Annotated in this window: 15 protein-coding genes; 5 read left to right on the forward strand and 10 right to left on the reverse strand. The window is 65.8% G+C overall.

The features are described 5' to 3' along the window. Positions 1–276: 276 nt before the first annotated feature. Positions 277–873 (forward strand): HdeD family acid-resistance protein, encoded by a 597-nt coding sequence (locus E3O67_RS07570; RefSeq protein ID WP_134429839.1) that lies wholly within the window; start codon positions 277–279, stop codon positions 871–873. 38 nt (positions 874–911) lie between these two features. On the opposite strand, the gene E3O67_RS07575 is transcribed toward E3O67_RS07570, so the two are convergent. Beyond that, entirely contained in the window at positions 912–1,703 is a 792-nt protein-coding gene (locus E3O67_RS07575) for an SDR family oxidoreductase (RefSeq protein ID WP_241979244.1), read from the reverse strand. 116 nt (positions 1,704–1,819) lie between these two features. Here E3O67_RS07575 and E3O67_RS07580 point away from each other — a divergent pair, with 116 nt between their 5' ends. The 4 genes from E3O67_RS07580 to E3O67_RS07595 all read left to right on the forward strand — a co-directional run bounded on the left by E3O67_RS07580 (position 1,820) and on the right by E3O67_RS07595 (position 4,446). Then, positions 1,820–2,290 (forward strand): NfeD family protein, encoded by a 471-nt coding sequence (locus E3O67_RS07580; protein WP_174776809.1) that lies wholly within the window; start codon positions 1,820–1,822, stop codon positions 2,288–2,290. Between the two features lie 20 nt (positions 2,291–2,310). Continuing rightward, entirely contained in the window at positions 2,311–3,240 is a 930-nt protein-coding gene (locus E3O67_RS07585) for an SPFH domain-containing protein (RefSeq protein WP_370260373.1), read from the forward strand. Positions 3,241–3,246: 6 nt separating this feature from the next. Continuing rightward, complete coding sequence (locus E3O67_RS07590; RefSeq protein ID WP_134429831.1) at positions 3,247–3,990, forward strand: glycerophosphodiester phosphodiesterase family protein; 744 nt, start codon at positions 3,247–3,249, stop codon at positions 3,988–3,990. A 90-nt stretch (positions 3,991–4,080) separates the two neighbouring features. Then, positions 4,081–4,446, forward strand: a complete 366-nt coding sequence (locus E3O67_RS07595) for an RNA polymerase-binding protein RbpA (protein WP_134429829.1) — start codon at positions 4,081–4,083, stop codon at positions 4,444–4,446. A gap of 27 nt (positions 4,447–4,473) precedes the next feature. On the opposite strand, the gene lnt is transcribed toward E3O67_RS07595, so the two are convergent. From lnt to E3O67_RS07640, 9 genes are all read right to left on the reverse strand, one after another. Beyond that, positions 4,474–6,024, reverse strand: a complete 1,551-nt coding sequence (gene lnt / locus E3O67_RS07600) for an apolipoprotein N-acyltransferase (protein WP_135102388.1) — start codon at positions 6,022–6,024, stop codon at positions 4,474–4,476. A 9-nt stretch (positions 6,025–6,033) separates the two neighbouring features. Then, the gene (locus tag E3O67_RS07605) at positions 6,034–8,499 is read right to left on the reverse strand and encodes an RNA helicase (protein ID WP_135102389.1); all 2,466 of its coding nucleotides are present in this window, start codon (positions 8,497–8,499) and stop codon (positions 6,034–6,036) included. 9 nt (positions 8,500–8,508) lie between these two features. Further along, positions 8,509–9,261, reverse strand: coding sequence for a twin-arginine translocase subunit TatC (gene tatC, locus E3O67_RS07610; protein WP_134429823.1), 753 nt, complete (start codon positions 9,259–9,261; stop codon positions 8,509–8,511). Positions 9,262–9,308: 47 nt separating this feature from the next. Beyond that, positions 9,309–9,530 carry a twin-arginine translocase TatA/TatE family subunit gene (tatA, locus tag E3O67_RS17415; protein WP_134429821.1) on the reverse strand — a complete coding sequence of 74 codons (222 nt, stop codon included), beginning with the start codon at positions 9,528–9,530 and terminating at the stop codon, positions 9,309–9,311. A gap of 340 nt (positions 9,531–9,870) precedes the next feature. Next, a complete protein-coding gene (locus tag E3O67_RS07620) occupies positions 9,871–10,866 on the reverse strand; it encodes a YafY family protein (RefSeq protein WP_134429817.1) in 996 nt (331 codons plus the stop codon). Continuing rightward, a complete protein-coding gene (locus E3O67_RS07625; protein WP_135102390.1) occupies positions 10,863–11,930 on the reverse strand; it encodes a YafY family protein in 1,068 nt (355 codons plus the stop codon). The genes E3O67_RS07620 and E3O67_RS07625 overlap by 4 nt, the downstream gene beginning before the upstream one ends. A 34-nt stretch (positions 11,931–11,964) precedes the next feature. Next, positions 11,965–12,933, reverse strand: a complete 969-nt coding sequence (locus tag E3O67_RS07630) for an FKBP-type peptidyl-prolyl cis-trans isomerase (protein ID WP_134429813.1) — start codon at positions 12,931–12,933, stop codon at positions 11,965–11,967. Between the two features lie 78 nt (positions 12,934–13,011). Continuing rightward, positions 13,012–14,043 (reverse strand): tRNA (adenine-N1)-methyltransferase, encoded by a 1,032-nt coding sequence (locus E3O67_RS07635; protein WP_134429811.1) that lies wholly within the window; start codon positions 14,041–14,043, stop codon positions 13,012–13,014. A 26-nt stretch (positions 14,044–14,069) separates the two neighbouring features. Beyond that, the gene (locus E3O67_RS07640; protein WP_370260365.1) at positions 14,070–14,789 is read right to left on the reverse strand and encodes an HAD family hydrolase; all 720 of its coding nucleotides are present in this window, start codon (positions 14,787–14,789) and stop codon (positions 14,070–14,072) included. Positions 14,790–14,862: the final 73 nt, after the last annotated feature.

Here is a 14,862-nt window from a genome sequence, read left to right on the forward strand (position 1 = left end):
GCGCCCCGCATCCCAGAGAAACAGCGGAAGTTCTTCGCGTGGCCGGCGCTCCGGCGGACAAATACCAGGGGAGTCCTATTCCGCAATTCCTGCAATAGATAAAGTACAAACTGACATAATGTGCATTATCGGTCATATTCAGAAGGGGTCTGGACGGGGTTGGCAGCGTCGACTATCGTGTGCCGCACACGGTCATCGCAGGTCGTCGGTCACGCAACTCCAGACAGACACAGGTAGACGAACAGACACTCCACTTAAAAGCGAGAGGCGGCTGAAATGCCCAGCACCGTTACCACCTATGATCTCTCGCTCGATTCGAGAACGCTCAACGAATCCGAGATCAGCGGTGTGCGTCTGGCCATCGCCGGGACCGGCCTGCTCGCCCTCGTAGTCGGCATCCTGATCCTGGTCTGGCCGGACACCACTGTCGCCATCCTCGGAGTCCTGTTCGGCCTGTACTTCCTGATCAGCGGGATCGTTCATGTGGCCCGAGGATTGCTCACGAAAGGTGCTGCGGGCGGCAGTCGGGTATTGAACATCCTGCTCGGTGTGCTCCTGATCGTCGGCGGTATCGTGGCGATCCGGAACCCGCTGGACTCCCTGGCCGTTCTCGGGATGCTCATCGGCATCTCCTGGATCGTGGAAGGTGTGGCCGGGCTGGTTGAAACGGCACCGGACTCAAGCCGTTGGTTCGGCACACTTTTCGGGGCCATCGCCGTCGTCGCCGGCGTCGTGGTGCTCTTCTCCCCCGTCGAGTCGGTCACGATCCTGGTCGTGATCGGCGGGGTGTTTCTAGTTCTGTCCGGGATCGTCCAGCTGGTGCAGGCGTTCATGTTCGGCCGAGGCCGGCGGGCCACGCCCGACACGGCGTAGCGTACGGCTTACCTGCCCAGGCCGGGTGTCGGCCGCGTTCAGTTCTGGCTGGCGGCTTCGCCGACGTAGTCCGCGATGTCTCCGACGTACCGGGTGTTGTTCTCCGGAACCCCCTCGACGGCCGCCAGCGCCACCTCGGCGCCGAATTCGCTGACGTTGTACAGCCGGCCGGCGGCATCCTTGCGGGCGTTCATGGTGCCCGGGCTGGCACGCTCGAGCAGAACAGCGGTGACCGTTCCCTCGATGATGTCGCCGGATACGACGACGAATCCGATCCCGGCCTCCGCGAGTTCGGGGATGAGGGCGCGCAGGGCGTCCTCCCCGGCGCGCTTGCTGCGGGCGACCGGCTCGTATTCGGCCATGGTCGTCGTGGTCTCGACGAAGTGTGCCTGGTGGCTGGTGACGAACACCACTCGGGAACCCGGAGCCAGCAACGGCCGAGCAGCGTTGAGCAGGTTGACCTGGGCGTCCCGGTTCAGCTGCATGGCGTAATCCTCGGCCATGCCGCTCTCCATGCCGCCGGAAGCGTTCATGACGAGGATGTCGAGGCCGCCGAACTCCGCACGGATGATTTCGAACATGGCCGCGACGGATGCACCATCCGTCAGGTCTGCTCCGACCGTGACCGCCGTACCGCCTGCGGCACGAATGGCATCGGCAACCTTGATCGCCCGTGCCTCCTTGTTACGAAAGTTGATGGCTACGCTGGCGCCCGCCTCGGCGAAGAGGCCGACCGTGGCCGCTCCGACGCCACGGGACGACCCGGTGACAAGGGCGCGTTTACCGGTGAGAGAGCCGGCGTCGAGGGGATTTTTGGGTGCAGTGCTCACGACACGCAAGCCTAGCAACATGCGCGGCCCGCTTCGCCCGCGGCCTGCCTTGGCTCCCGCCGCCGACCAGGTGATAGCTTCGGAAGGGAAACGTCACGTGAGAGGTTCCAAAACTGATGGCTGACCTGACCGACTACCTGTGGATCGTGTGGCTCGTCTTCATTCTCGTCTGTGTGATCATCGAGTTGTTGTCCCTGGAATTCACCTTTCTGATGATCGCCGTCGGCAGCCTCGCCGGCTTGGGAGCGAACCTACTGGGAGCCGTGTGGTGGCTCCAGATCGTCACTGCCGCCGTGGTTTCAGTGCTGCTCATCCTGCTCATCCGCCCGTTTCTGTTGCGGGTGATGAGACAGGGTGCCGATCACACCCCCAGCAACGTGGCCGCACTGCTCGGAATGACGGCGCAGGTGCTGTCCACCGTTCGTCCTTCGGGCGGGATGGTCAAACTGGCCAACGGCGAGACGTGGACCGCCCGCCTCTCCCCCGACACCGATTCGCAGTCCGCCGAACCCGGTGAGATTGTTCGCGTTGCCGCGATCGAAGGCTCCACCGCCGTCGTTCTCCCCTTGGAAAGGAACATCACATAGTGCTCTCCACCGGTGAATTCATTGGGCAGATCTTCATTGCCGCCCTGCTCCTGGTGCTGGGGGTGTTCGTTGTCGTCGTTTTGATTCGGGCGATCAAGATCATCCCCCAGGCCAATGCCGGCGTCGTCGAGCGTCTGGGAAAGTATCACAAGACGCTCGAGCCGGGCCTGAACATTCTGGTCCCCTTCATCGATCGGGTGCGCCCGCTTCTCGACATGCGCGAGCAAGTCGTCTCGTTCCCCCCACAGCCGGTGATCACCGAGGACAATCTCGTGGTCTCCATCGACACAGTGGTGTACTTCCAGGTCACTGATGCCCGAGCCGCCACCTACGAGATCGCGAACTACCTGGGCGCGGTCGAGCAGCTCACCACGACGACGCTGCGCAACGTGGTCGGCGGCCTCAACCTCGAAGAGGCGCTGACCAGCCGCGACAACATCAACGGTCAGTTGCGGATTGTGCTGGACGAGGCGACCGGCAAGTGGGGCATCCGAGTCGGCCGGGTGGAGTTGAAAGCGATCGACCCGCCCCTGTCCATCCAGGATTCAATGGAGAAGCAGATGCGAGCCGAGCGCGACCGGCGCGCGGTCATCCTGACCGCTGAGGGCACGAAGCAGTCAGCGATTCTGACCGCCGAAGGGGCCCGGCAGGCGGCCATTCTGTCGGCGGAAGGTGACGCGAAGGCGGCGGTGCTGCGCGCCCAGGGTGAGGCCGAGGCGATCACCACGGTGTTCAAGGCGATCCATGACGGCGACCCGGATCCCAAGCTGCTGGCGTACCAGTACCTGCTGACGCTCCCCAAGCTGGCGGAGGGCAGCGCGAACAAACTGTGGATCGTGCCCAGCGAACTCACCGCGGCGATGAACGGCATCGGTGCAGCGTTCGGCCACGCCGCGGGTGGCTCCGTCCCGACTACCCCCGGCCAGTCCCCCGCCACCACGGAGCCGTAGGCGGCGATGTACCTCGAGGGGGTCGGGCCGCGTGTCTTCGCTCATCGCGGCCTCTGCCTCGAGGCCCCGGAGAACACCCTGTTGGCCTTCGAGCATGCGCTGGCCGCCGGTGCAACCCACCTCGAGACGGATGTCCATGCCACGGATGACGGGATCGCGGTGCTCAGCCACGACGCCGAGCATGACGTGGCGGGGACCCGCATCCGCCTGGACCAGCTCACCATGACCGAGCTGCGTCGGATCGGTGTCGGCAGGGGGCAGTCCTTCGCCTCACTGCGTGAGGGACTCGACGCTTTTCCGGAGGCCCGGTTCAACATCGACGTGAAGTCGACGGCAGCGATCGAGCCCACGGCCGCAGCGGTCCATGACGCCGGTGCCATCGATCGCGTCCTGATCACCTCCTTCTCCGAGACCCGCCGGCGTCGAACGAAGGCACTGCTCCCCGGGGTAGCCACATCGGCTTCCGCCTCGGTCCTGCTGCGTGCCGCCCTGGCCGCCGAATTGGGCGGGTCGGCTCCCCTGCGGCACACCCTGAGGGGCTGTGCCGCCGTGCAGGTGCCGGAGTCGGTGCGGTTTCTTCGTATTCTCACGCCCCGCTTCATCCGCGGCATGCACGCGGCCGGGGTCGAGGTCCATGTCTGGACCATCAACGAGCCAGAGTCCATGATCCGGCTCCTGGACCTGGGCGTCGACGGGCTCGTCACCGACCGGTGCGACCTGGCAGCGGCCATCATCAACGCGCGAACCTGAGAGTTGTCTCCGAGAAGTCAGATAACGGAAAGATAACGTCCAGCTTGATGGTTTATACCTGAGAGTTGCATCGCGAGAGGAGACCACACGATGGCGGATCGCAGTTTGCGTGGCATGAGGTTAGGCGCACAAAGCCTTCAAAGCGAAGAGGGCGTGACCTTTTCACCACGAGTTAGCCACACGTATTTGTGTGCAACGTGCGCACGGGAGACGGTCATGATCTTCTCGGCAGAGGCGGAAGCCCCTGACGAATGGGAGTGTCGTTTCTGTTCACAGACAGCAACCCGGCTGGTTGACTCCAAGCCGGTGACGGTTGACCACTCCGACGAGAAAGTACCCCGTACGCACTGGGACATGCTTCTGGAGCGTCGCACGCGAGCCGAGCTCGAGGAACTCCTCGAAGAACGGCTGACGTTCCTGCGGGAGCGTCGCGGACAGCAGAAGATCGGGGCCTGACCGGCCGCCTCTCTCGCCCAGAACTGATCACAATCGCGCACTACGCGCCCGATTCCGTCGGGTGCGTAGTGCGTTAACGGAGCACAGCACCAGCCCCGCCAGGCCCATGCCGGACACCAGCCACTCGAGTGACCGCCCCGCCGCCATTGCCGGGGTGACCGTGTCGCTCAGCGGAACCGTTTGCACCATCGCCCCGGGCAACCAGGTCGGCAGGCTGTCGAGGGTGGCTCCGTCCGGGGTGATGATGGCGCTGGTGCCCACGGTCGAGATGTTGACGACCGTGCGCCCGGCCTCGATGGCCCGGAGCCGGGCGATGGCCAGCTGCTGAACGCTTTCGTCGGTACGGCCGAAATCAGCGTTGTTCGTCTGGGCGAGAATGATCTCTGCCCTGTCATCCACCATCTCCTGCACGAGCTGGTCGTCGGCGATGTCGAAGCAGATTGCGATCCCCGCTCTGATCTCGTTGATATCGAAGACATTGTCCCGGGTTCCGATGGAGTAGTCGCGCGCGATCAAATCGATCAGTTCGGGGGCGAACGGCCGCCAGAACGCCCGGTCCGGCATGTACTCAGCGAAGGGAACCGGGTGCACCTTGTCGTAGATGTCGACGGCGCCCTCCCCCTCCTGCCACAGTAGGGAACTGTTGTAGAACTTGTTGTCGCGCTGCGTGATCGTGCCCGCGATGATCGGCACGCCCATTTCGCGGCTGAGGAAGTCAAGGTTCCTCGCGGCATCCGCCGACCGAAGCGGGTCGATGTCGCTGGCGTTCTCCGGCCACACGACGAAGTCGACGTCCTCGTCGATCACGGCCAGGGTCGCCGACGTGTGATCCGCCAGAATCTGCCCCGGCGAGTAGCGTGCGAACAGACCGGCATCGGACGCCCCCTGGACGGCCGCCAGACGTGCCTCGCCCGTCTGAACCATGGGCCAGGCCGGGACGACCAGCAGGGCCGCGATCGCCCCCGCGGCGATGCCCGCCCGCACGGTGAACCGAACCGGGGTTTCGCGAAGCAGCTGCAAGGCCAGGGCGCAGAGCCAGACCAGGACGAAGCTGAGCCCCGACATGCCGACCCACGCCACGAGCGAATTGAACGGGCTCTCGGACTGGGAGATGGCCATCCGGCCCCAGGCGAAACCGCCGTACGGCCACACGGAGGCGAGAGCCTCCCGCGCCGTCCACAGCCCGGCCACGACCACCGGCACCACGCCGAGGCGGCCCAGGGTGGTCGGCCACACCCGCGGCCCCACTTCGAGCACGACGCCGATCAGCGCCAGGCTGATGCCGAAGAAAATTGACTGAAGACCGGCCAGCGCCAACCACGGCACGGGCCCGAGATAGAGCGTCAGCCAGCTGATATGGATCAACCAGAACGACGCTCCGGCCACCATCCCGATCAGCAGGCCGGACCAGAAACCACGCCCCAGCAGGGCCAAGAGCATGAGGAAGACCCCGACCGGGGCCAGGATCCACCACGAGCGATCGGGGAACCCGGCGTCCAGGATGGCCCCGGCCAAGGCCGCGAGCAAAACAGCGGCCGGCAACGGGAGGGCCGGCGGCCGGAGGGTCCCCGAAATCACGTCAACAGCCTAAGCGACCGATGAGTAGGCCACGATCCCACGACGGATCGCATCCATGGCCTTACGAGCCATGCGGCCGACCGGGTCGTCGGCCACGACGGAGAGTTGATCCAGCAGGTCAATGGTCTGCTTGGTCCACCGCACGAAGTCGCCAGCCGCCATTTCGGCCTCATCCAGGACCTCGATGAGCGAGCCGTCTCGCGCCCACTTCCACATCGCCAGGCTGAGTCCCACCGCGAGGGGGTTACTGCCGGGAAGCTTGTGGTCGCGTTCGAGGTCGTCGAGGCGACTCCACAACTCCTGGGTCTCGTGCAGGGCCTCACGGAAGGCACCCTTGGGCAGGTATCGTTCGTCGATCAGTCCCTCCTCGCGGCGGGGCTCGAACACGAGAGCGCAGGCCATGGCGGCCAGACCCGCTGGATCGAGGTCGTTCCACAGGCCCCGGCGCAGCGATTCCGCCACGAGCAGGTCGCGGTCCGCGTAGATGCGCCGAAGCATGAGGCCGCTCGAACTGAGCGTGACGGTGCCGTCGGGACCTGCGAGGAGATAGCCGTAGCCCACGAGGACCTCGGTCACGCGGTCGAAGACGCGAGCCACGGCACCGGTGCGCGTCGTGATCTGCTGGGTCAGGGCATCCGTGTCGCGTTTCAGCTTCCACCAGCGCTGCGCCCACCGTGCGTGCTGCTCGCGCTCCGGGCAGCTATGGCAGGGGTGCTCGCGCATGCGGCGGCGCAGGCTGCCGAGCTCGCGCTGGCGGCGTTCTCGCGCCGCACGAGCGCCGGTCTCCCCCGCCGCATTCTGGCGCTCGACATCGGTAAGGTTCCGGCGTATGGCGGAATACTCGGTGAAATCACCCAGGTGGCAGACCATGGACAGAGAGAACCCGGCCAGGGATTCCTCCTGCTGGCGTACCTTACGGGCCAGATCGACGACGGCCCGATCGGCCTGGAACTGGGCGAACGAGGACTCGAGCACCTCACGCGTGCGTTCCCGACCGAACTGGTCGATCAGGTTAACGGTCATGTTGTAGGTCGGTTTGAAGCTGGAGTTGAGCGGATAGGTACGCCGGGAGGCAAGGGACGCGACCGTCTGAGGGTCGAGTCCGGATGCCCACTGGATCACCGAGTGGCCCTCGATGTCGATGCCGCGGCGCCCGGCCCGTCCGGTCAACTGGGTGTACTCCCCCGGGGTGATCGGCACTCTGGCCTCACCGTTGAACTTCTCGAGCTTGTCGAGCACCACCGTGCGGGCCGGCATGTTGATGCCCAGCGCCAGGGTCTCCGTCGCGAAGACAGCCTTCACGAGCTTCTTCTGGAACAGCTCCTCCACGACCTCCTTGAACGCAGGCAGCAGGCCGGCGTGGTGGGCGGCGACGCCCCGCTCGAGGCCGTCGAGCCATTCGAAATAGCCGAGCACACCGAGGTCCTCGTCGAGCAGCGTCCGGCAGCGCTCATCGACGATCTGACGGATCTCCTCGCGCTCCCGCGCATCGGTCAGACGCACGCCGGCCCGCAGCACCTGGCGGACCGCCTGGTCGCAGCCGACGCGACTGAAGATGAAGAAGATCGCCGGGAGGAGGTGCTTGCCCTCGAGCAGACGCACGATCTCGGAGCGATCCATCCGGCCCGGTTCGAAACCGCCGCGCGGCTGGGTTCCCCGGCCGCGATCACGGTCTCCGTCGCGTCCGCCGCCCCGACGCCCGTTCGCCGAGCGGGGTGCTGGTGCGCGCCCGCCCGACTGGGCCAGCCGCACCAGCTCCGGGTTCACGCGGTGAGTCCCGGCCAGCCCGGCCGCGTCGAAGAGGTCGAGCATTTTGCTCTTGACCAGTGCATGCTGTTCGAGCGGAACCGGTCGCTCCTCGGACACGATGACATCCGTCTCGCCGCGGACGGCCTGCAGCCAGTCGCCGAATTCTTCGGCGTTGGAGACGGTGGCGCTGAGGGAGACCATGCGCACATCCTGGGGCAGGTGGATGATGACCTCTTCCCAGACGGCGCCGCGGAATTTGTCGGCGAGGAAGTGGACCTCGTCCAGCACGACGAAGGCGAGGTTCGTGAGCAGGTCCGAATCGGCGTAGAGCATGTTGCGCAGCACTTCGGTCGTCATGACCACGATGCGGGCCTGAGGATTCACGTTTGTATCACCGGTGAGTAGGCCCACGGCATCCGCACCGTATTCCGCGACGAGCTCCTGGAACTTCTGGTTGCTCAGCGCCTTCATCGGGGCGGTGTAGAAGACCTTCTTCCGGGAGCTCTGCATCGCCAGGTGGATCGCGAACTCCGCGATCAGGGTCTTGCCGGCGCCCGTGGGCGCGGCGACCAGGACACTGTTGCCGTCTTCGAGGGACGCGCAGGCGGCCAGCTGGAACGGATCCAATTCGAAGCGGAGCCCGGCGCGGAATGACTCCAGGCGGGGCCGGCCGGCGCGGGCTCGAGAGGCGGCATAGCGTTCCGCGGGCGATTCAAGATAGGTCATCGGATGCGCTCAGAGCGCCAGCTCCTGTTCGAGGGCACGGGCACGCCGGGCGGCACGCCGATCGTGGAGGTACGCGATCCCATAGGCGGCGAAGTAGAGCACCACCATCGGGATGGCAAGCAGGAACATCGAGATCACGTCGGCCGCGGGGGTGGCGATCGCGGTGAACAGGGTGATCAGCAGCACGGCGATTCGCCACGATTTGATGATCGACTGGGCGCTGATCACGCCGGCCAGGTTGAGCAGAACGATGAAGACGGGCAGCACGAAGGCGACGCCGATCGCGATCATGAGCTTCAACACGAAATCGAGGTAGCTCTGCGCGACGATGAGCGCGGCGTCTTCCTTGGGCGCGAACCCCGTCATCAGCCCGACGATGTTCGGGAGGACGAACCAGCCGGCGGCGCAGCCCGCCAGAAAAAGCGGAATGGCGGTGAACAGGAAGCCGAAGGTGTACTGCTTCTCGACGCGGGTGAGGCCGGGAACCAGGAAGGCGAAGATCTGATAGAGCCAGACCGGGCTGGACACGACGAGACCCACGTAGAAGGCGATCTTCAACTTCAGGTCGAAAGCGCTGGTGATGTCCGGGTAGTTCAGCTGGGCCTTGCGGTCCTGCGCCTCGATGATGGCGTAAATGGGTTCGCGCAGGGCGTCCCACACGAAATCGGAGAGGAACCAGCCGACGATCGCTCCGACCAGGATTCCGGCCGCGGCAAGAAAAAGCCGCTTGCGCAGCTCCAGCAGATGTTGCCCCAGCGACATTTTTCCATCAGTTGCCGTGCGCCGAGGGGTTCGCCCCGCCACGGGACTTACGACTTCGTGGTCGGGTCGGCTGTGCCGGCGGCCTTCGAAGAGTCGTCAGCGCTGCCAGTCGTCTCGGCATCTTCTTTATCGCTCTTGATCTCGTTCTTGAAAATCTTCATCGACTGTCCGAGGCTGCGGGCGAGAGCCGGAAGCTTGGGCGCACCGAACAGAAGCAGAACGATGACGAGGATGATCAGGAAGTGCCATCCGGTCAGGTTGTTAAGCATCAGTATCTGTCCTCTGGGTCAATGGGCGAGTTGTGACTAGTTTACCTCTGGCGATCAAGGAATCCCGCCGACGCTGCCGACGCTGCCCACGATCGCGCTGAACCAGCTCGAGAGCGAAGTAGAGGTCTGCGAGGTCCGTGAAGATGGCCGGTCGGAATCGGTCCGGAGCCGGAGCCTCCTGCCCCCCAGTGACGTCCGAGACCAGATCGCCGAGTTCCTGGAGGGCTCTCACCGTCCCCCGGACCTTCTTGAACAGGGCGAACCCGAACCAGGCCAGCATAGCGAGCAGGCCGAGCACGAGGCCGGTCCAGATCAGAACCCACGACCACCAGGGCATCGTCTACTTCCCCACGTCAGTCGGTTCGGCCTCGTCATAGCGGGCTGCCCCGGCGGCGGCCCAGTCGCGGACGACCACGCGGGCGTCGGCAGGGGCAACCACTTCCACGACTCCGGCGAGGCCGGAGACGAGACGTTTGAGGCCGTGGAAGTGCGCCACCCGCAGTGTTCGGCGCACGCGGTCCCCCGGCGCACCGGCGGCACCGTGCGGGGCGTAGTCGGCGAGCAGCGGCACGGCCGACGTCGGAAGCTCGACCGTCACGTCGAGGTCGGAGGCGGAGCCCTCGAAGAGGGACTCGCTCGGCCCAGCGTCGGCAGACCGGAGGCTGGTCGGCACGTCGGTCGCGTGCAGATCACTCATCCGGTCGAGGCGGAAGGTGCGCGCCGCTTCGCGAAGATGGCACCAGCCGCGCAGGTACCAGTCACTGTCGACGGACTGGATGCGCCATGGGTCGACCAGGCGACGCTCATGCTCGCCACGGGCATTCAGGTAGTCGAACTCGATCTGGACTCCGTCGCGGACTGCGGCCTGTACGACCGTGATGCTGCTGCGGGCATCCGTTCCGGACACGGCAACCTGGCTGGGAGCGGCCGAGGCACTGCGGGTGAGTTTCGCCATCAGCGAGGCGATCGCGTCGACGTCGGCGTTCTCCGGAAGCGACGACAGGTACTGCAGACCGGCGATCAGCGCGGCGGCCTCCCGGGCGGAGAAGCGAGGCGAGTCGTCGATCGCCACGAGATGGGTGAGCACGATGACGTCGTTGGCTTCGAACTCGTCCCAGTGGATATCGAACAGGTCGCCGTGCAGATATTGCCGGGTCTCCCCCGGGATGCCGGAGACCGCGATGAGGTTGACCGCGTCGCGCACCCGGTCGGGTGCCACCCCGAAGTGCTCGGAGACCTCGGTCACGCTGATGCGGTCATGGTCCATCAGGAAGGGAACCAGCGCCAGCAGGAAGGTCAGCTTGTCGGATGCTCCGAGTGCCTGACCGCCGATCATGCGCCGGCCTCCGTCGACGCGTCCGGGTGCGGATTCACATCGGAATCGGAATCGGTGTGGGCATCCCGCACGGTCATCAGTCTCGACCGCACCGCCGCGCGTAGGAGTGCGGGCGAGTGCACCAGAACCTCCGGGCCGTAGCCGGCGAGCTCATCGGCGAGCACGTTGAGGTCGGTGTAGTTCAGATGCAGGGCGGATGCGTCCGCGTTCGCCGGGATTTCTCCCGGCGCGTGTCGCTTCGCCAGTCGCAACGCGGCATCGCTCCCCGGCCGGGCGGAGATCACGGCGACGTTGGCGATCCACAGCGCCTCGAGCTCGCTGAGGGCAGTCTGCCCCTGGCCTTCTCCGTGGGCTTCGAATGACGCGCCGGGAACGGTCACCACCGGCCCGACGATGCGGGAGAGCAGGTAGGTGCGGGTGGCCGCGGCATCCTGGTCGGTGCCGAACAGGTGCCAGCGTCCGTCATGCAGCACCATGGCGCGGGGCTCGACCTGGCGGCGGCGAGCGGCCGCCTCGCCGGGCTTCAGATAGAGGAAGGCGACAACCTGACCACGATCCATTGCTTTGCTGAGCGGTTCGAAGGACGCTTCTCGCACGCGGAGGGACGGCGAGTAGCCGAGCACGGGATCACTCGAGTCGATGCCCAGCGCGTGCAGTTTCGTCATGGCCCGCCGGGACTCCGCTGACAGGGAGCCCTCCCGCCAGACCGTCGCGGCCAGCTTCAGCAGCATCAGCTCGTCCGGGCTGAATACCACGTCCACCGGCAGCTCGTAGAGACCCTTGGGAATACGGTATCGCAGGTGGTGGTTGCTTCCGGGATCGTCCGGTGGCTCCACCACCTCAAGGGGAATGCCCAGTTCGCGGATGTCGTCTTTGTCGCGCTCGAACTGCCGCTCCAGACTGGAGTTGTCGCCGCCGGGGAGGTAGCGCTGGCGGTACCCCTGGACTGTGGACAGAATATCGGCCTTGGTCAACCCGATTTCCGTTGCGATGAGCGCAAGTACAAGGCTGAACAGGCGTTCTTCTACCGAAACGCGGCTGTTCTTCTGAGTGGTGGACGACACGCTGCGAGTCTAACCGCCGCTTCGACGCCGAGGCTCAGTTCACGCCGAGGATATCGACGACGAACACGAGCGTCGAACCCGCAGGGATTGTCTGCGATGCTTCGTCTCCGTAGGCCTGATCGGGTGGGATGACGGCGATGACCTGCGAACCGACGGTCTGGCCGATGACGGCCTGGGCGAACCCGGGGATCAGCCCGCCCTCGGTCTTGGATCCGTCCGCGATCAGGAACTCGGCTGGTTTCCCGGCCTGCCAGCTGGAGTCGAAGACGGTCTTCTCGTTCCAGAGCACGCCCGTGTAGTGCAGAGTCGCGGTGTCGCCTTCCTCGATCTCCTCGCCGGCGCCCTTCTTGAGAACGCCGATCTTGAGATCGGTCGGTGGCTCGCTCGACGGAATCGTGAGGCCGGGGGTTCCGTCGGTCGCCAGGACAACGGAGGGAAGACCGCTCGCGACCGGCTGGTTGGCACCGTCGGCCCGAAGCAGGTTGGCTCGTACGACGTCGATCACGAAGACCAGGGAGTCGTCGGCACCGATACCGCTGTTGGCGTCTCCGCCGGCCGGGCCGAGCCCGTCGTCCGGAGAGACGATGAGGGCCAGCCGGGATCCGACCTGGGCGCATTCGAGGCCCGACGCCAGCCCCGGGAGGGTCTGCTCGTCGTCGAGGACGATGCTGGCCTGGTTGGCACCGTCGTATTCGCCCTCACTGATCAGCGCGCCCGTTGTGCCGTTGTACAGGCTGAGGTCGAGCTTGACCAGTTGTTCCGGGACGAGGCCGATTCCCGTACCGGCGATGACCTCGCTGACCTGAGTCGTGTCCGTCTTCAACGGCGTCGGAAAGTCCACCGTCGGCGCGGAGCCGAATTCACCCGACGCCGACACGAGCTTCGACGCCGCCCCCTCCGAGACCGAAGCCTCGCAGTCCGCGGCGTCGACGGGGGTGCTGCAGCCGGTCAGGACCGCGACCAGCAGGCCAGCGGAGGCGATGAGTGCAGGAGCTCTACGCACGGGATCTCATTTCAGTGTGGGGCAAGTGATTGTGCGGGACAGGGGCGAATTCGAGGCCAGTGGCAGGCCGACATCATCCTAACGGGCGTCGGGTGCGAGGTCGTCGGGTTCCCCCGCGTCGAGATCGCGAGCCTTGGAGATGGCTGCGCCGGTCTCCGCGATCCGGACGCGCTTGCGCATGACCTTCGAGCTGACACTCCGTTCACCGAGGGCGCCCGGAGTCCAGGCCTCCACATCGGCATCGGAGAAGTCGGTCTTCGACGGCCGTCGCTTCAGCTCCGGCAGGATCGTGTCCGGGGCGAGACGGCGGGCTGTGATCAGGAAGCCCGTGTGTCCGATCATCCGGTGATCGGGCCGAACGGCAAGACCCTCGACGTGCCAGCCACGAACCATGGTCTCGTTCGAGTCCGGATTCGTGTACAGACCGGTCGCACGGATGGCCTCGGCCACCCGCGAGAGCTGGGTCACCGTGGCCACGTAGCAGAGCAGCACTCCCCCGGGCTTGAGCGCGTCCGAGACGGATCCCAGGCATTCCCAGGGTGCGAGCATGTCGAGCACGACCCGGTCGACGCTCTGGGCCGGCATGGTGTCGGGCAGCGTGTCCGCGAGGTCGCCGAGCGTGATGCTCCAGTTGGCGGGATCGAACCCGAGGAAGGTCGCGATGTTGTCGCGGGCGACATCCGCGAATTCGCTGCGACGTTCGAAGGAGGCCAGCCGTCCGGCAGGGCCGATGGCGCGAAGCAGCCAGAGCGACAGGGCACCGGATCCGACGCCGGCCTCCACCACGGTCGCCCCCGGGAAGATGTCCGCCTGGGCGATGATCTGGGCTGCGTCCTTGGGATAGATGATGGCAGCACCGCGGGGCATCGACATCACGAAGTCGTTGAGCAGCGGGCGCAGGGCGAGGTGTTCCACGCCGACGTTGTTCGTGACGACCGAGCCGTCGGGGAGGCCGATGATGTCGTCGTGGGCAAGGATGCCCCGGTGGGTGTGGAAGACCTTGCCTGGTTCGAGCGTGATCGTGTTCAGTTTGTTCTTGGGTCCGGTCAGCTGCACCCGGTCGCCGATCCGGAAGGGTCCGCTGTTCTGGATGACCTGGTTGTCGCTCATGCGTGGGTTACGTCCTTGTTCTCGGGTCATTCGGAGTCGGTCAGGGCCGGGGAGCTTTCGACGGAGCCGCGTCGGGCGGTATAAAGCGCGGTGACGCCATCCAGGGTTCGACCGGCGAGGGTCGGCCACAGGTCGTAATGCGCGCTCTCGGGCAGGGACACCATGTGCGGGACGCCGATGACGACGGCCCCGGATGCCACGGCGGCCGCGATCCCCGGAATGGAGTCCTCGACCGCTATGCACTGCTCTGGGTTGACTCCAAGCAGCCCGGCAGCCGTCAGGTACGCCTCCGGGTGCGGCTTGCTGTGCGTGACCATATCGCCGGCGATGATGGTGTCGAAGGCGGTGAATCCGACGAGTTCGGCGATCTGGCGTGCCATCCGTTGCTGCGACATGGTGACCAGCGCCATGGGAACGCCGGCGGTCTTGAGCTGCGCGAGCAGTTCGAGGGCGCCGGGCCGCCACGGGGCGCCATGGGTGCTGAGGAGTTCCTGGACACGACTGGTGAGTCGGTGCACGATGACGTTGCCGGACAGGTCGACGCCCCGATTCTGCAAGATGACGGCGGAGCCCTCGAGGCCGGAGCCGACCAGCAGCATGGCGTCGCTGTGCGACCAGACGCCGCCGAAGGACTCGACCAATTCCGTCTCGGCGCGCATCCAGTAGGGCTCGGAGTCCACGATGGTGCCGTCCATGTCCCAAAGCACGGCCGCGGGCAGGGGGGAATTGACTCGGATCGCGTTCACGGAGTTCAAGTGTAGAGGGCACCGCCTATCCTTGATGGATGGTGCGCCACGTGGGGCACCCCGTCGAAAGAGG

The organism is Cryobacterium sp. TMT3-29-2 (genome assembly GCF_004564305.1).
Classification (GTDB): domain Bacteria; phylum Actinomycetota; class Actinomycetes; order Actinomycetales; family Microbacteriaceae; genus Cryobacterium; species Cryobacterium sinapicolor.